16 protein-coding genes are annotated in these 16,355 nt (G+C 48.8%); 6 read left to right on the top strand and 10 right to left on the bottom strand.

The features are described 5' to 3' along the window. From AC0KUT_RS00610 to AC0KUT_RS00595, 4 genes are all read left to right on the top strand, one after another. Entirely contained in the window at positions 1-969 is a 969-nt protein-coding gene (locus AC0KUT_RS00610; protein WP_488832674.1) for a chemotaxis protein CheB, read from the top strand. Positions 970-1,038: 69 nt separating this feature from the next. Next, positions 1,039-1,518, top strand: coding sequence for a chemotaxis protein CheW (locus tag AC0KUT_RS00605; protein ID WP_488832672.1), 480 nt, complete (start codon positions 1,039-1,041; stop codon positions 1,516-1,518). Positions 1,519-1,603: 85 nt separating this feature from the next. After that, the gene (locus AC0KUT_RS00600) at positions 1,604-1,942 is read left to right on the top strand and encodes an FKBP-type peptidyl-prolyl cis-trans isomerase (protein WP_488832669.1); all 339 of its coding nucleotides are present in this window, start codon (positions 1,604-1,606) and stop codon (positions 1,940-1,942) included. 320 nt (positions 1,943-2,262) lie between these two features. After that, a complete protein-coding gene (locus tag AC0KUT_RS00595) occupies positions 2,263-3,933 on the top strand; it encodes a hypothetical protein (protein WP_488832667.1) in 1,671 nt (556 codons plus the stop codon). 218 nt (positions 3,934-4,151) lie between these two features. On the opposite strand, the gene AC0KUT_RS00590 is transcribed toward AC0KUT_RS00595, so the two are convergent. The 6 genes from AC0KUT_RS00590 to AC0KUT_RS00565 form a co-directional block, all read right to left on the bottom strand. Then, positions 4,152-4,304, bottom strand: coding sequence for a hypothetical protein (locus tag AC0KUT_RS00590; protein WP_488832665.1), 153 nt, complete (start codon positions 4,302-4,304; stop codon positions 4,152-4,154). Between the two features lie 842 nt (positions 4,305-5,146). Then, a complete protein-coding gene (locus AC0KUT_RS00585; RefSeq protein ID WP_488832664.1) occupies positions 5,147-5,299 on the bottom strand; it encodes a hypothetical protein in 153 nt (50 codons plus the stop codon). A 144-nt stretch (positions 5,300-5,443) separates the two neighbouring features. Further along, positions 5,444-6,436: an LLM class flavin-dependent oxidoreductase gene (locus AC0KUT_RS00580; protein WP_488832663.1), complete on the bottom strand. Its 993-nt coding sequence runs from the start codon at positions 6,434-6,436 to the stop codon at positions 5,444-5,446. A 271-nt stretch (positions 6,437-6,707) separates the two neighbouring features. Further along, positions 6,708-7,106, bottom strand: coding sequence for a hypothetical protein (locus tag AC0KUT_RS00575; RefSeq protein WP_488832662.1), 399 nt, complete (start codon positions 7,104-7,106; stop codon positions 6,708-6,710). Further along, a complete protein-coding gene (locus AC0KUT_RS00570) occupies positions 7,103-8,422 on the bottom strand; it encodes a glycoside hydrolase family 5 protein (protein WP_488832660.1) in 1,320 nt (439 codons plus the stop codon). The genes AC0KUT_RS00575 and AC0KUT_RS00570 overlap by 4 nt, the downstream gene beginning before the upstream one ends. Positions 8,423-8,606: 184 nt before the next feature. Beyond that, the gene (locus AC0KUT_RS00565) at positions 8,607-9,773 is read right to left on the bottom strand and encodes a helix-turn-helix domain-containing protein (protein ID WP_488832657.1); all 1,167 of its coding nucleotides are present in this window, start codon (positions 9,771-9,773) and stop codon (positions 8,607-8,609) included. Positions 9,774-9,992: 219 nt separating this feature from the next. Between AC0KUT_RS00565 and AC0KUT_RS00560 the strand changes: the two genes are divergently transcribed. Both AC0KUT_RS00560 and AC0KUT_RS00555 read left to right on the top strand, forming a co-directional pair. Beyond that, positions 9,993-11,156, top strand: a complete 1,164-nt coding sequence (locus tag AC0KUT_RS00560) for a hypothetical protein (RefSeq protein ID WP_488832656.1) — start codon at positions 9,993-9,995, stop codon at positions 11,154-11,156. Between the two features lie 175 nt (positions 11,157-11,331). Next, positions 11,332-12,270, top strand: coding sequence for a family 43 glycosylhydrolase (locus tag AC0KUT_RS00555; protein ID WP_488832654.1), 939 nt, complete (start codon positions 11,332-11,334; stop codon positions 12,268-12,270). Between the two features lie 107 nt (positions 12,271-12,377). Here the strand turns inward: AC0KUT_RS00555 and AC0KUT_RS00550 are convergent, their stop codons facing one another. Genes AC0KUT_RS00550 through AC0KUT_RS00535 form a run of 4 tightly spaced genes read right to left on the bottom strand, consistent with a single transcriptional unit; the run spans position 12,378 to position 16,310 of the window. After that, on the bottom strand, positions 12,378-13,103 hold the full coding sequence (locus tag AC0KUT_RS00550) for a 16S rRNA (uracil(1498)-N(3))-methyltransferase (protein ID WP_488832652.1): 726 nt from the start codon (positions 13,101-13,103) through the stop codon (positions 12,378-12,380). A 24-nt stretch (positions 13,104-13,127) separates the two neighbouring features. After that, positions 13,128-14,204, bottom strand: a complete 1,077-nt coding sequence (locus AC0KUT_RS00545; RefSeq protein ID WP_488832651.1) for a prenyltransferase/squalene oxidase repeat-containing protein — start codon at positions 14,202-14,204, stop codon at positions 13,128-13,130. Next, positions 14,201-14,950, bottom strand: a complete 750-nt coding sequence (locus AC0KUT_RS00540; protein WP_488832649.1) for a class I SAM-dependent methyltransferase — start codon at positions 14,948-14,950, stop codon at positions 14,201-14,203. The genes AC0KUT_RS00545 and AC0KUT_RS00540 overlap by 4 nt, the downstream gene beginning before the upstream one ends. Beyond that, a complete protein-coding gene (locus AC0KUT_RS00535; RefSeq protein WP_488832648.1) occupies positions 14,937-16,310 on the bottom strand; it encodes a glycosyltransferase family 4 protein in 1,374 nt (457 codons plus the stop codon). The genes AC0KUT_RS00540 and AC0KUT_RS00535 overlap by 14 nt, the downstream gene beginning before the upstream one ends. Between the last annotated feature and the right edge of the window lie 45 nt (positions 16,311-16,355).

Genomic DNA, 16,355 nt, shown 5'->3' with positions numbered 1-16,355 from the left:
GTGTCAGGCTCCCCTCTACATATAGGAATTTTGGCAGACACTGAAGACAAGCAAGCGCTATTAACCAAGCTGGTGAGCCACGCGGGGCACCAGTTAGGTTACAAGTTACTGCTTACGTCTGACGACCTAGCGGCGGTAAATTCTTGCCCTACCAGCAACACAGCGGCAGATATTAAAGCGCCAGACAACCAACCCATCGACGCCTGGGTTGTAGATCTCGCCGATGACTATTACGGGCAAAACACACGTGTAGAACAGCTCTTCGCCCACAGCCACGTTCCCATCATTCTCAGTGACAGCAGTGAATTTCCGGCCGAAAGCGATCAATATGAGGCTTGGTTTAAACGCAGTGTGCAACGCTTGCAGCGGCTCCACAGCGATATCAATTTAAAAACCAATACCGCTGCCGCAGAGCTTTGGGTACTCGCCGCATCCACTGGCGGGCCTGCGGCGGTCAAACGCTTTCTCGCACGCTTACCTGCTAATCTCGATATCGCCTTTTTATATGTGCAGCACGTGGATGCCAACCAATTGCCCACGCTCAATCGCATGATGAGCAACGCCGGACACTATCCCGCATTGCTCGCCACCAGCGGCGCGGTCTTGGCCCGCAACTGTGTGATGATAGCCAGCGCGCGCGATCACTTTGACGTACTCGACAACGGCACCCTCAAGGTAAATTACAATCAAAAATGGCTGGGCAGCTATGCACCTTCCATAGATCAGGTAGTCGCCAATGTTGCGCGTATTTATCGCGCTCGCAGCGGCTTGATTATTTTTACCGGCATGGGCGATGATGGCGCTGCCAGCGGTCGCTTAATTAAACAGCTTGGCGGTCAGTTTTGGGTGCAAACCCCCAGTGACTGCACCAGCGACTCTATGCCCGTATCGGCACTCGCCACTGGCTGTGTCGGCCTCAGCGGCACGCCGGAGGAACTCGCCGACGCACTCAGCCGACGCGCGCGTTAATAAAGAAGCTGTACTTTTGCATTCAATACACCGAAATAAACAGACATTAACAGTCACAGGAATTTGCCCATGAGAGCGCCACAACGCATAGAGAACAAAGTCGCGGAAATCGCCAGCTTGCTAGTGCCCCTGCAAGAGCGCGTACTCTTACTGCCCAACGTCAGCGTGGCAGAAATTGTACCCGTCACCCAGGTCATCGCCGTTGAAGGCGCACCTGCGTGGTACCTCGGCAACTGCCTCTGGCGCGAACAGACTATTCCGCTCCTCAGTTTTGAAGTCATCAACAACGAACCCAAGGCCGGTGTAGGAGCGCGCTCGCGTATTGCGGTACTCAATACCACCGGTATCAACGCCTCTCTGCCCTTTATCGCCATACTCACCCAAGGCCTGCCACGCTTAGCGCGGGTAACCGAGGACGAACTCAGCAAACGCGAAGACGCCGACTGCAAACCCTACGAAATCATGCATGTATCCTGGGCCGGTGAAGAAGCCGTAATCCCCGACATCAGCGCCCTTGAACAAACTTTTTTACAATACCTAGAAGCCTAGTCACTCAACAGTCCAATCCGAGCGCCTGCAGGTCACGGGCGCTCTTAGCGTAATCCCCGATCCCCCGACGAGTAACGCACCCATCATGCACGACCTCATCATCCAAGACCTACAACAAGGCGACGGCAAAACCCTCGTAAAAGGCGCCCTCATCACCGCCCACTACACCGGCTGGCTCGAAGACGGCACTGAATTTGACTCATCCCATAAAAAAGACAAACCCTTTCAATGCGTCATAGGCACAGGGCGCGTTATCAAAGGCTGGGATCAAGGCTTAATAGGCATGCAAGTCGGCGGCAAACGTAAACTTCACGTCCCCGCACACCTCGCCTACGGCGAAAGGCAAATGGGGCCCTTAATAAAACCCCATTCGAATTTAGTGTTTGAGATTGAGTTGTTGGAAGTGTTAACGCGGGATGATTGACCCCTCCCCACCTAAAACCCGGTGTAATGGGATGTATTTTTCAAACCCTAGGTTAGGGTAGAAACTACACCATTGGATGGAAATAGGAATTAAAGATGAGTCTCGAAAGGGTGTTAGCCACTGCCAGGAATGGGAGTCTTACGGTTGAGCCATTGCAAAAAAGCCATCTCAAAAAAATATCGCATTTAATACGTTTCACAAAAAGGATTTAAATTAACGTTTAGTTTCTTTTATGGAATTACTTATCGTCGGATTTGTGACCAAAGCGGGAGTCCGTTCTACTCTGCCCCCACTATAATAATTTTTATTAGGAAATAAACATGTCTGAGAAAACAAAAGAAGAAATAGAATATGAAGGAAGGTTACGGAGACGGCTTAAAATATTGCAAGAGAAAATGAAGCAGGGAAAAATAAAGATTGCCGAGGGATTAAAGGTGGCAGATAGCTTAAAATCTGTGCGGATGGGGCCAGATGGTGAGGTTGACCTTGATACCGTTGACGGGCTTGTTAGATCTATGGCATTAGCAGTAACTGAAATGCATGATCGGGAAGAGTTGAAAAATATCGCCTCCTTATCTGAAATTCAGAATTCCTATTTCAGATTTTTCGAGCAAAATTTCGGTCAGTTTTATAAATCGATGCTTAAGCAAAAAATGACTCCTCACGATGCCGGTAGAGCAATGATGCAAAATGAGAGTTCAATTCGAGAAGCAACTAATAACCTTGGTAATATTTTAGAGTTTATTGAAGATTTTTGGTCTGAGCTTGGAGACATTGCGCACGCTCATGTTGAGGATCAACACAATAATATCAAAGGTGTATTTGGAGGGGATCTTTTTCCTTCACACGATGAAAATATTGCATCTAGGTGTGGAATATATACAGACACAATAATACTTCCCGATCCATTTCTTCGCTCAAAACATATTTTTCAAAACTCAACGCCTGCTGACCAAGCTTATTACCTCATCAAGCATGCAATGAACATACTACAGTACAAAGAGTTGGCGTGTGCAGAAGTTGATATCCCTATAGTTGTAGTTTTGCCAGACATTACCGCTATAGAAAAAGATGAGCGAGAGTTCGTATATGAACTCGGTTTGTCAGACTCATTGAAGCATTCGGGGAAACTATTTGGTAGGAAATTTGAGTCAATAGAAGATCTCTTGGAATTTGCTCAAAGACTCGACACCATTGAGAGAGCTGTTGCAGCAATTGACGATAAAACTAGGCTGTTATTTGATACTGAATGGACGGGTGATCCAGCTAGCCAATTGGAACGAGCCATCAATTCTCAACACTTTGAAATTATTGGCACAAAGAATCCCGGAATAATACTTGCCAATCAAGCCGTAGGAAGAATGTCAGTTAGCAATGAGCTGCTAATTAAGTCTAGAAGGCTTCGAGGTTGTCCATTAATCGACGCCCCAACATCTTGGCAATATCTTGTCTGGAAAATGGAATACGATTCAGCTGAAGCTGAAGTTGCCACAGATAAAAAAAATCTGCACATAACGAGAGGATTACAAGATCTTGCTAGTGGTGAAATGCAGTGGTTAGGCCGGGTGCCACCGCAAGCCCTTATTGAAGTGAGAAAGCAAGGCGCTATGGAGGAAATTAGGAACATGCTGGGTAAAGGTATTGATGAGCTAACCGCGAGTAATCCTACTAATTTTCATCGCACTAGGGATCAGCTATTCGATAATATTAATCAAGCATTTGACCTTCACGAAAAAAATATTAAGGAGTTGCGAGAAAAGCAATGGAAATTTGCTGGTTCTGATATTGGCTCTTGGCTTGTAACTGGAACACTAGGTATAACAGCCGCTGCGACAGGATCACCTATATGGGCTTTGGTCGCCTTAGGGGCGGACCAAATTCTTGATGCTCCTAAGTTGAAAAGCATCCCCTCTTCAATTAAGGCTCTGATGCAAGAAAATAGAAAAAACAACATGTCTCCTGTCGGTATGCTTTTTAAGATAAAGAAGTAACGGAGATAAAAACCGCATCAAGATGTGATTTTTTCTGCTAATTTTTAATGGGGCTTTCCTCAATATTCGTTTCTGGCGATGTGATTTAAGGCGAATATTTTAATTTAAAAATATGGATCTTTGATTTATGAAAAGTCTATTTTTACAGTTTTTTGGTAAAGATCAGATCTCGCGCTGAACCTTTTCATAGCCATCAATATCCATGCCTGCCGCAGGCCTTACTTTTCTTCCGGCAACTGCTCCTGCGTTGCTCTACCTCCTGCATCCATGCAGTCTTGCTCCGCGACAAAACTACAGGAGTAGTTTTGCACGATGGAATCGCTCGAAGGGTGAAAGCCATGGATGGCTTGAATGTATAGAAAAGTAAGCAAAAGGCAGCTCTCGCACATCCATGTGCTTCGCTGCATTCGTGCGTCCTGCACATCAAAGGCAGCCCAGCGAATTTCTGATCCTCGGCGTTGGCTCCTGCGTTGCTCTACCTCCTGCATCCATGCAGTCGTGCGCTTCTCAGGCGCCTACGGGCCGTCTTGATGGGACGTCCCTGTCCCATCAAGACTAAATTGGGCGTCCTGCCCAATTTCCCCTACCACCTTGCGATGCTCGGGAAATTCTCATGGGATTGAACTGCGGGTGCCACTAGCAAAATTTTAAAAAGCAAAAATCCTCTACACCTGCTCATGTCTTTTTTGCATTTTCTATTGCTGTTGCTGTTGCTGTTGCTGTTGCTGTTGCTGTTGCTGTTGCTGTTGCTGTTGATTTTAACTATCCCATATGAGTTCGCCGAGCACTGGAAGAAAATTTCCGAAAAACGGACAGGACGTCCGTTTTAGTGACGTCACGCCAGGGATGGCGTGTCGGAACGGCGGGAATTTTCTGAAGCGCGCAGGAAACACGAACGAGTTGGGTCGCCTTTCTTTTGGTTACTTTTCTATGCACTCAAGCCATCCATGGCTTTCACCCTTCGGGCGATTCCATCGTGCAAAACTACTCCTGTAGTTTTGTGGCGAAGCAAAGAAAAGTGACTCGCCAGCGGGCGAAATGGAGGCCAATTTATATCATTGTAAGGCGGGTAACCGTCTGCTTCTCAGCCGAAGGCGGAAAAAAGTGGGGGGTCTTTGATTTATGAAAAGTCTATTTTTACAGTTTTTTGGTAAAGATCAGATCTCGCGCTGAACCTCTTCATAGCTATCAATATCCATGCCTGCCGCAGGCCTTACTTTTCTTCCGGCAACTGCTCCTGCGTTGCTCTACCTCCTGCATTCATGCAGTCGTGCTCTACCACAAAACTGCTGGAACAGTTTTGCACGATGGAGTCGCCCGAAGGGTGAAAGCCATGGATGGCTTGAGTGCATAGAAAAGTAAACAAAAGGCAGCTCTCGCACATCCATGTGCTTCGCTGCATTCGTGCATCCTACACATCAAAGGCGGCCCATAGTAGCTGCGCTGCAACGTTCAGAATCAGTAACTCACTTGCACCTTTTAAAAATTTTAACGCAGATATTTTTTCTGCCTAGCGCAAATGGCTTTTAATACGCGCCAAGGTCGCCAGTGTTTGAATACGCAAATCTTTATCAAACACATCAATCGTAAACATAAATTCATCAATCGCGAGTTCGTCGCGCAGTTGCTGTAATCCATCTAGAATTTTCAGCTCATCACCAATTTGCGCTAAGGCTAAAAACGCTTCTACGCTTTGTTTTTCACTCACCGAGCAATCGATATTGGCAACATCAACTGGTGGCCGCATCCACATAGGTTCACCGCGAAACAAGGCCACAATGCGCTGAAAACCAGTGGATGCATTGAAGGTTGCCTGCGCGTCCGTCTCACCCCACACTACGGGCAAGCCTAAAATAAAATAGGGTTTTTCTAAGTGGGCCGAAGGGCGAAACTCTGCGCGATACCGTTTAAGTGCTTCACGCATATACGCAGGTGCAAAATGCCCCGCAAAGGAATAGGGCAAACCCAATTGCGCAGCGAGCCCGGCGCTATAAAGACTTGAACCTAAAATCCAAATCGGCACCTGGGTGCCCTCGCCCGGCACCGCACGCAAACGCTGTTGTGGTTGGCTCGGTTGCAATAGCTGTTGAATCACTTGTACTTCTTGTGCAAAATTTTCGGCGGCACTCTCGTCGCGTTTCAGTGCGCGGCTTGTAACCTGATCGGTACCCGGCGCGCGGCCCAGACCTAAATCGATTCGATCACCATAAAGCGATGCCAGCGTACCGAATTGCTCCGCTACAATCAGCGGCGAATGGTTAGGCAGCATAATGCCGCCGGAACCTACACGCAGCTGCTGGGTATTACCCGCAATATGCCCAATTAATACCGCCGTTGCCGAGCTGGCAATGCCCTGCATATTATGGTGCTCCGCCAACCAAAAGCGTTTAAAACCCAAAGCATCCGCTGCTTGGGCATAAGCCACTGCATGCGTGAAACTATCACAAGGAGTTTCATTGAGTCGCACCGAGGCAAGCTCAAGCAAAGAGAATTCAACAGACATAAAAACCTCACCAGTGTAGATGACCGTAGTTTAGGGGCAAAACACCTGCTGACGACTCTATGTATTGATAACTTATTAATTCTTTACGGTTGTAATAGGCAGTAAGGACTTTTTGCTTACAGACAAATACAGCAACTTATTCGCTCGCCCTATTTCTCTGACTTCACACTGGCTACGGCGAATATCAAAGGGCCCGCTGACGAAGCCCCCTTCCAATTCGGTATTTGGGATTGAGTTGTGAACGTTTTAATGCGGAAATATTGAACAATTATTATTTTCGAATCAAAGTCCCCTGAGATTCAGCTGTTAACCTTGTGCGCCCATCTATCACAGCAAAAATCTGACATATAAAACTAGCATCCTGCGGCGCGACAGATTCTAAGGTTATGGCCAGCTGCCACTCTTGCGCGATCGCACGCTTATGAATACTGACTTCACATTCATTCACCACGCAGCAACCAAGTATTTCTTGGCCAAGCTTGCGCGCACCATAATCCACCAGCAGTGCGCACAAACCAGCCGAGTCACACAGTGCTGCGGCTGAATCATCTTGGGGCGTGAGCCCCAACAGCAACTGCGTGCGCGAAACATCTTTTAGGCTGATGCGAAACCATTTTGCCAAGGGATGTGCTGCCAACTCATCGCGAATAAATGCTAGCGAGCTATTCATGGTGTCAGTGCGCCAGCACCTTCCACAAGGGCATTCATGACTTGGGTATCGAACAACGTATTTTGCTGGCGATTGAAAATGCCGGAGCTGAAATTATCCAAGCCACCGTTGTCCCAATAGAAAGGCATCAAACCGCGTGCCAGTGCCTGTTGCACCACATACTTGTGATAGTAAGCGCGCCCAGCTAGGTGCAGCGTCAAGTCATCGCCCGTGAGGTTGGTGCGGCGCATGGCCGAGAATTCACCCAGCACTACGGGAATATTCTTGTCGACAAATTGCACTTTCATCAAGTCGAACAGCTGATCAATTTTTGCTTCTTCGCCCCAGGTAGGGTTGCGCGTGGTGTCCGTGGTTGAATGAAAACCCTGACCCCAATAATAAAATTGCTTACCCCAGCTGGCGTCTTCCGACATCAAGGCAAAATTGTAGGGGGTATAGAAATGCACTTCGGCCATTAGGCGATTGGTCGCGGTGTCGGTTGGCATTTGGGTCCAGAGCTCATGGGTTTTTTCAATGTCCGTAACCGGCCCCTGCACTACCAACACACGGTAGGCATTTTTACCGCCCGTGGCGCGCACAGCATTTACAAAGGTTTGATGGTAGCTATTGAGTACTGCCATTTGCTCAGCGGTTTCAACTGCTGGCTCGTTGGCACTGGCAAACATGACATGTTCGTCAAAATCACGTAACTGCGTGGCTATTTGCTCCCAAAAGGCTTTTTGCTTGGCGTTATTGGCGGCTTGCTTAGCGGGGGTGACATTGTTCTCTAACCAACCGCCGTCCCAGTGAATATTCACCAGCACATAGAGGTTGTTATCCTTACACAGCTGCACCACCTGCTTAACGCGCGCGAGCCAGTCGGCGTTTATCTCCGCCGTTGATTGGTTGGCATATTGGTTCCAAGCCACTGGGATACGCACCGCATCAAAGCCACTGGCTTTGATCAATTGCAGCAACTCGTTGGAAATCATGGGGTTGCCCCAGGCCGTTTCGCTACCACTCGCTTCCATGGTATTGCCGATATTCCAACCGAGCTTGATGTGGCTCGCGAGTTGGGTAGCCGTGCTGCCCATACCCGTGGCATCAGGTGCGAGTGGGTTGATGTTGTAGCTGGGGTAAAGTTCGGCAACGGGTGCTGCACTGCTGCTCGATAAACTTGAAGCTGCAAGACTGCTAAGTGAACTGGCAGAACTAACGACTATAACTGGCTTGCTGCTTGCGACCTGGCCTGAATTAGTGCTCCCGCCGCCTCCACCGCAGCAGGCGGTAAATAGGGAGACCAAACTGATAGCCAGTATTGTGCTGATTCTTTTCATAGTAATTCTCTGACGGCTTATTGTTATAGAGTGATGTGCATGAATGCCGCAAGCGAGCAATCGACGCTGATACTAAGGAAAGGAGATTGAAACTAGTAATGCAGGTGCCTAAAAGCCTAGCAACTTGCAAATAGTTGCAGTTTTTTTAGCAAAAGTTGAAGTGAAAAGCAGAAAAAGATCAGGCTTATGCTTCGTCTGCCGTTTTGTCGTAAAGCTGTTTGAACGCTTTAGGTGTGCAGCCGTACTCTTCCTTAAACAACTTGTTGAAGTAGGAGACGTTTTTGTAGCCCACCGAGTAGGCAATTTCGGCGATATTCGCCTCCTCTACTGCCGCCAGTAACCGCGCCGCTTCCGTTAGGCGCAGCTTGTTGAGATAACCGGTAAAGGTAAAACCTAACTCGGCTTTGAGTATCTCGTTGATCTTGGTGCGGCTCACGCCTATAGCATTAACACTTGTCTCAAGGTTGAGTTCGGGGTTGGCATATTCTGTCGCCATGTAGCGCAATATTGCGTCTTGCGCGCGGTCCCGTTGCGGCTCCACACTCAACTGTTGATAGGCGACCAGCGGCCGATCGCGCTGCATTTTGTTTTTCAAATCACCGATAAGCGCGCGCGTATGCTGGCGGAAAAACCAAACGCCATAAGCTGCCCAGAGTAAAAATAAACAAATCGCCAACAAATACATATAACGCCAATCGCGGCCATTCAAGGTTAAGTCATTTATCTGCACCCGCGCAGCCTGCTCTCTCGGGCTTTGGTAGCTGGTGGCAAACTGAATTTTGGCGACCTGAGTCAGCTTATAGTCGTTCATAGATAACTTGAGGTGAAACATATCCAACCACCACTGGGGCAACTCCAAACGAGTTAGATCTAACTCCACCTTACTCCAATTTTTATCGCAGGCAAAAAATGCCGAGGGCGCGCGATAGGTTAAAAAGTCCTGCGGCTTTGTGATCTGTTCATCTAAGGTAAAAGCAATCATGGCGAGCACATTGGCTGGGGCGCATTTAACACTGAAACTCAAGCTGGTAAATGCAGAGAGATCCACCGGCGTTGGCTGAGCTTGCTCATCGCGAAACAACAGGGCAATGGACGCGGAAGGATGATCTATAGCATTGGAGAGCTTCATTTCAAAATCGAGGCTGTAGCTTGCATCGTTTAGCTGAACACTCGATTGACCGCCTTGATAGATATCCGACTCCGACTGCTCCACCCAATTGAGCCCGCTGCCCTCACCCGGTAGTAACGCAATGTGCAGGAAGGTGCGGCTTACGCAAAAGTAGGTCACCAACAAGCTGATAAGTATTAGCCCGATAAACACGAACAACGCCTTTTTGTAAAAATCCAACATTGAAGCCGCACCTTTTATAGATCTTTTGCCGAAGTTTACACACTTCAACTGGGCAATTTGCAGGGGGTATAGCTCCCCCTGAAAAACACTCGCTCAAAACGCTTAAATTAATGCGATGACAGTCGCTTTGGCGCAATAATCATTGGTATTATAATATTAGTTTGTGTAGATTATTCTTAACCGCTTTCCTTGCTCGCCAGCTCTAGGCAGACACCTAACATGCTAAAACCCATCATGATCATTACGGGGGCGCTGGTTATAGCAGCGGCCTTTTTTCTTGGCCGCTGGACTGCCACTACAGCGCTAATCCACAGTCCAACCGCTCAAGCCCTGAAGATTCAAACCTTCACCGCCCCAGCTGCGCCCACCCAAACTGCAGCCGCTCACATGCCTGCGCTTGAGGTTTCATCCTCTAAAACCACGACCCGAACACCACTCAACCAAACCCCCAGCTATATGAATGACCTAGCACGGCTACAAGCTCTGCTAGAACTTGCAACAACCCAACCACAAACTGCATTAGCGCAAGCACAACAGCTTAGAGGCGCGCTTAAAACCCAAGCCGAAACACAAATTTTGGCCATTTGGGCAGGCTTTGATGCCTACGGTGCATGGCATTGGCTAGAGGTGGAGCAGCCCGAACAGACGCAAGCGCGCGTCACCCTGTTAACGGCCATAGCGCGCCAGCAGGCACAAATAGCGATAGACCTAGCCGAGCAATTAGCCGCCGCCCAACCACAAATGAAAAAGGATATTTACCTCGCTGCTATTACCGGTATGAGCGAAGGTGGTGCCTATGATACAGCGGCTTTTTTCATTGAATACCTTGAGCTTGAAACAGAAATCAAAACCGATTTGATGAGTGCATTGGCTAACACTTGGGCGCTCTACCAACCCGATGCAGCCCTGCAATGGGTGATGGCGCAACCTCAAGCCTTCGGCACCGAAGCCCTTGGGCGCATGGGTGCAGCCTGGGCACAAACAGATCCGGCGGGTGCCGCCAATTTCGCCATAAGCCTAAGTGACAGCGCCCAAAAAACCATGCTGCGCGAAACCTTTCACCAGTGGCTAGAGACAGATATAACCGCCGCTAACCAATGGTTGGCAAGCATGCCCACCGCACCAGAGTTGGATGCATTAATTAGCGCAGGCGTGCTAAAAGCCAGCAGCAATGGCGCTGAAATTGACGGCCAAATTGATCAGCTACTCGGTTTAAGCGCACGCATTACCAACACCAAGTTGCGCATCAATACACTTATCAGCCTGTTTTCCCCCTACAAAGAGCAAAATCCCGAAGCAGCACTTCGCCAAATCAATGGCCTCAACTATCTATCCAGCAGCGAGCGCCAACAACTGCTGCAAGACCTTGCCCTAAGCCACTAAAAAGCAGAAAAAATGGCGCAAAAAATAAACTTTCAAAACTGCCTGCTGCCATCTTGTATTCACCAAAACTTACAACTATATTATTGTCTGACAAATGTAGCAAAAGGGATTTAATACAGCATCCCCCACATGGACACACCCAGACCTTATCTAATAATCATAAAGTAGGCTAAAAATGAAACTGATCAATTTAATTAAACACTCCTGCGCCATTGGCAGTATTGCCCTCGGTTGCTTCACGGCACTAACTGGCGCGCAGGCTGGCACTTATAACCTTACGGGCGACGTACTAACCCACGACCCCGCCATCGCCAAAGAAGACATCTGGTGGTTGGGCGAAACCAGCACGGCAGGTGGCATAGCCATTAAGTACTCTGCCAACGGTACCGCCTGGACACAGGGCCTACCTATTTTTAGCGGCGGTCTCACTTGGTGGAAAGCTTACAACGGCAACACTGCCTCTACCTGGGCCCCCGATATTTCGCGCTTCAACGGTAAGACCAACGTTTTTTATGCGGTTTCTACCTTCGGCTCCACCAAATCAGCTATTGGCTTAGCGCAAGCCACCTCTATGGCTGCGGGCGATTGGGTCGATAAAGGCATCATTCTCGCCACTGCGGCGGGTGGCAGTATCAATGCGATTGATCCCTCATTTATCTTGAGCAGCTCAGGTAAGCCCTTTTTAACCTATGGTTCCTGGGGCAACGGCATTTATATCACCGCCCTCGACAGTTCTACCCTAAAACCCTCAGGTAACTCCTACCGCATCGCCACGGCTAGCGGTGGTTTGGAAGGCGCGAACATTGTGTACAACGGCGGCTACTACTACCTGTTCGCGTCCAAAGGCCTCTGCTGCCAAGGCGCAAATAGCACCTACAATATCGTCTATGGCAGATCCACCAGTATCACTGGCCCCTACCTCGACAAAAATGGTGTTGATATGAAAAATGCGGGCGGTACCGTGTTTGAAAGTTCTGACAGCGGTTATGCAGGCTCAGGTGGACAGTCAGTTGCCAGTGGTCGCATTGCACGCCACAGATATTCCAAGTCCAACGGCGCCGCCATATTGTTTATCAGCGATCTCAACTTCTCTGGTGGCTGGCCAAGCTTTTAAATTTTAAGACGCTCACCTTACAGTCTGTTGAAAAATGTGTTCAACGCAGATAGCTTTTTCAACAAACTGCTAGGGCGCAGCTCTAAAAAGCGCGCCCTCATCAACCCTTAAAAATCGCCCCACAAATACTGCACTAAACTAATCGCCGCAAGCGGAGCAGTTTCGGTGCGCAGTACTCTAGGCCCGAGGGTTAACGCATTGAAATTTTGCGTTTGCGCTTGGGCAATTTCATCATCACTCAAACCGCCTTCGGGGCCAACAAGGAGCACAACACTCTGCGGTTGTTGCTCAGCGGGAAGTTTTTGGCTGTCGCGGTGATGAAGTACAAAACGCAACTCAGCATTCACCTGCGGCAGCCAATCAAAAATTTGCACTGGCGCAGTAAGCTCGGGCAATAAATTACGCTGGCACTGCTCGCAGGCGCTGACAATAATTTGCTGCCAACGCTCCATAAGTTTATCTTGTCGCTCGCCGCCCATTCTAACTTCGGTGCGCTCGGTGATCAGCGGGGTAATCTTAGTCACGCCCAGCTCGGTGGCTTTTTGCAGCACATAATCGAAACGATCGCCGCGCGATACGCCAATCGCCAATTCCAACACCAAGGGCGACTCGCGATTCTCAGCGCGGTATTCTGCCACTAAAACGGTCACGTTTTTTTTAGTGACCTCGTGAATACTGCCAGTGAACTCGCCACCCTTGCCATTAAATAAAACTAGCTCACGCCCCGCCTGCATGCGCAGCACTTTGCTGAGGTGATGGGCAGCGTCTGCTTCTAATTCAATCACCGCGCCGCTCACTAAGGTCTGCTCGGTAAATACTCTAGGAATACGCATAGTTGTTTGCTCGTAAGATCTTTATTAACGCTCTTTTGGTAATGATTGTGTCACTGCCTGAATGTTGAAGCCCAAGCTGGATTGCAAAAATAATGTAGCGGCGGGCGTGTGCTCCGTAAGTGCATCGGCTGCTAATAAAATAGCGCCAGCAGTCCAGGTGGGTTTTTCCTGCGGCCAAATAACCTGATCGCGAAAATTAAAACCGGTCCAATAACCACCATCGCCATCTTTAAACTGGTGCAGCCAACTAAATACTTGCAGCGCCTTGGCGTGCTCCCCGGCAGCGAGTAACGCCAAGGTTAATTCACAGGATTCTGCCACCGTCACCCAAGGCTCATCGCTCACACAGCGACAGCCAACATTCGGCTCCACAAATGTGTGCCAGCGGCTTTCTATGCGCTCATGTGCAGCTTTGCCACTCACCACACCGGTGAGAATGGGGTAAAACCAATCCATAGAGAAACGCGTTTTTGGCTCCCAAGTGCGATCAAAACACTCGGGGTGATAGCGCAATGCAGTGCCCAGCCGCCCATAGGCTTGCAGCCACGAATCCGTATTTTCACCCAGCTGTTGCGCACTTAGAATGGCGCACTCAAGGCTTTTATAAATTGAACTGGATGCGGTAATCAGCGCATCTTTTTTAGCACTACCGTCTTGCGCAACGGCCCAATAAATTTCACCGCTGGGGGCTTGATAGCGCAATACAAAATCAATAGCTTTTTTTATGCCGCCGAAAGCTTCGCGTAGAAATTCGCGGTCACCGGTGATTAAAAAATAATGCCACAACCCCGTTGCTATATAGGCGATGAAATTAGTTTCGCGATGATTTTTATCCACAGCTTCATTGCTAAGATAATTCGCCCACCAACTGCCATCCACTAATTGCTCGTCGAGCAGCCAGCGGTACGCGCGCTGTGCCGCTGAATAATTGCCGCCAATGGTGAGCCCCATAGCGGCTTCTATATGATCCCAAGGGTCGGCTTTGCCTTCTTTAAACCAAGGTATGCAGCCATTGGGCAATTGTGTTTGCGCGATATAATTTACTGTAGGGCGCAAAAGTGCTTCTGGGAAAAACCCCTTACTGAGCAGTAAATTTTTCATGGTGCACCCGCTCCTTCATTAAGATGATAGGTTAGGTTTTCATCTGCTTTCTTAAAATACATAACCACACTTTTTCCCATAATGGGGTTAAGAATTATTTCGAGGGTTTGGGTTAGCCAGGGTTTTTCCATAAGATCCCACACCAGCATACGGTGATAGAGTTTAATAATACGCGATTCATCTTGGGTGCCCCACCACAAACACTTCAACCACCAAAAAGGTGAGTGCAAGGCATGAGCCCAGTGTCGTTTTTTAAATTCAAACCCCAGCGCTATTATTTCAGCGCGCAGGGCGCGACCATCAAAAATACGAATGTGCCCGCCTTCTACTTGATGGTAGGCCTCACTCAAATGCCAACATATTTTTTCGGGCCAGGCACGCGGCACGGTTATGGCGACTAAGCCACCGGGTTTTAATACGCGCGTTATTTCACGCAGTACCCCAGCATAGTTAGGAATATGTTCGAGCACTTCGCTGCAAATAATTTTATCAATACTGTGGTCGGCAAAGGGCAAGCAAGTTGCATCCGTCTGCTGTAGAAAAAAATGCTTTTTGGTGCTCGCTTGCGCAAAAGGTTGATAACGCGTCTGCGCGGTAAGCAAGTCGCGATGATTTAAATCCACCCCGAGAGCGATTACATCCCCGTGTAAATAGCTGTTGATCACATGGCGGCCTTCGCCACAACCTATGTCTAAAACAATATCGCCGCTGTGCAGGGGGAAGTCGCGAAAATTAATGGTGAGCATCTTGCACCTGTATCCTGGCAGCTAGCGGCTCGGCAGCATTTTCTTGCACGCATTTTTGCTCAAGTAATTGGCGATAGTAATGTTCCATTTTTTTACCGACACAATCCCAACTGAGTTGCTGCAATATATGTGCGCGCCCTTTAGCACCTAATTGCGCGCGCATAACCTGATCGTTCATGAAATCGCGCAAAGCAAGCACCAACTCATCCACGGCGCCAGCTTTTACCAAGCGCGCGGCAGAGCCAACCACCTCTGGCAGTGCGCCGCCGTCGCTACAAATTAACGGGATACCGCAGGCCATAGCTTCAGCCGCAGGCAGCCCAAAGCCTTCGTAGAGTGAAGGTACAACCGCGATACTGGCGTGGGCATATTCTTGTACTAATTCTTCGGTACTAATACCGGACTTAAACTGCACTACCGTTTCTAAGTGCAAGGCTTGCAGCTCTTTTTGGGTATCGCCCTGCTCTTTTAATTTTCCAATCACCACTAACTGCAACTGGGGAAATTCCGTGCGCAGTTGCGCCAGCGCGCGCAATAAAATATTCAAACCTTTTAAGGGTTGATCAGAGGATGCGGTAGTAATCAGGCGGTAATCAGTGCGCTCAATATCGGCAAGTGGCTTAAATATATTCGCATCCACCCCATTGGGAATGACCTGAATACGCGCGGCGGGCCGGTTAAACGCCGCTACTATATCGCTGCGCGATTGGTGCGATACCGTGATGATGTGGTGAAGTTGCTGCACCACTTTTTGTTGCATCGCTAAAAAGCTGTACCAGCGATTAATTAACCAGCGCTGGCCTTTTTCGGTGGCGGCAGCGAGTGCTAAATCGCGATCTTGGGTAATGGGGTGATGCACCGTGGCGATCACTTTACAGCCAGCGTTTTGTAAGTCGAGTAAACCGTAACAGAGACTTTGGTTGTCGTGAATAATGTCGTAAGACAACTTGTGCGTTTTAAGATGCTTAACTAAACGGCGACCAAAACAATAGGGCTCGCCAAAGGCACCGCTCAATTTACTCCACCATTCATAAGAATCGGCAAAAGATAATAAGTGCTTAAAACGCAGCGCACGGGTGGGATTGGCCTGTGCATATAGATCGAGGCTGGGCAGTTTTATCAGCGCCACGCGCGGATCAAGCTCAGGATAGGGTGGGCCAGAAATAACATCCACACCGTGGCCTAAATCCACCAGGGCTTTGCTTAAATAGTGCAGATATATACCCTGCCCGCCCACGTGCGGGTGGCTGCGATAACCCAAGAGCGCAATGCGTAGTGCACCGGGTGCAGGCGTAAATTCAGCAGAAACTGACAATTCGGGAGCGTTATCCTGAGGGTAACCAAGGGGAGAGTAAGACATTAAGCGCAATTACCTTATTTAAGTCTGCGCATTATAGGCTCAGAG

The organism is Cellvibrio sp. 25HG11W-0, from assembly GCF_057815475.1.
The sequence above is the reverse complement of the archived record's forward strand: the minus strand, read 5'-3'. Positions and strand labels throughout refer to the sequence as shown.

Excerpts from the sequence above, each read along its gene's own strand:
- AC0KUT_RS00605 (WP_488832672.1), top strand. The coding sequence starts at position 1,039 with ATGAGAGCGCCACAACGCATAGAGAACAAAGTCGCGGAAATCGCCAGC.
- AC0KUT_RS00600 (WP_488832669.1), top strand. The coding sequence starts at position 1,604 with ATGCACGACCTCATCATCCAAGACCTACAACAAGGCGACGGCAAAACC.
- AC0KUT_RS00595 (WP_488832667.1), top strand. The coding sequence starts at position 2,263 with ATGTCTGAGAAAACAAAAGAAGAAATAGAATATGAAGGAAGGTTACGG.
- AC0KUT_RS00580 (WP_488832663.1), bottom strand. The coding sequence starts at position 6,436 with ATGTCTGTTGAATTCTCTTTGCTTGAGCTTGCCTCGGTGCGACTCAAT.
- AC0KUT_RS00575 (WP_488832662.1), bottom strand. The coding sequence starts at position 7,106 with ATGAATAGCTCGCTAGCATTTATTCGCGATGAGTTGGCAGCACATCCC.
- AC0KUT_RS00570 (WP_488832660.1), bottom strand. The coding sequence starts at position 8,422 with ATGAAAAGAATCAGCACAATACTGGCTATCAGTTTGGTCTCCCTATTT.
- AC0KUT_RS00565 (WP_488832657.1), bottom strand. The coding sequence starts at position 9,773 with ATGTTGGATTTTTACAAAAAGGCGTTGTTCGTGTTTATCGGGCTAATA.
- AC0KUT_RS00560 (WP_488832656.1), top strand. The coding sequence starts at position 9,993 with ATGCTAAAACCCATCATGATCATTACGGGGGCGCTGGTTATAGCAGCG.
- AC0KUT_RS00555 (WP_488832654.1), top strand. The coding sequence starts at position 11,332 with ATGAAACTGATCAATTTAATTAAACACTCCTGCGCCATTGGCAGTATT.
- AC0KUT_RS00550 (WP_488832652.1), bottom strand. The coding sequence starts at position 13,103 with ATGCGTATTCCTAGAGTATTTACCGAGCAGACCTTAGTGAGCGGCGCG.
- AC0KUT_RS00545 (WP_488832651.1), bottom strand. The coding sequence starts at position 14,204 with ATGAAAAATTTACTGCTCAGTAAGGGGTTTTTCCCAGAAGCACTTTTG.
- AC0KUT_RS00540 (WP_488832649.1), bottom strand. The coding sequence starts at position 14,950 with ATGCTCACCATTAATTTTCGCGACTTCCCCCTGCACAGCGGCGATATT.
- AC0KUT_RS00535 (WP_488832648.1), bottom strand. The coding sequence starts at position 16,310 with ATGTCTTACTCTCCCCTTGGTTACCCTCAGGATAACGCTCCCGAATTG.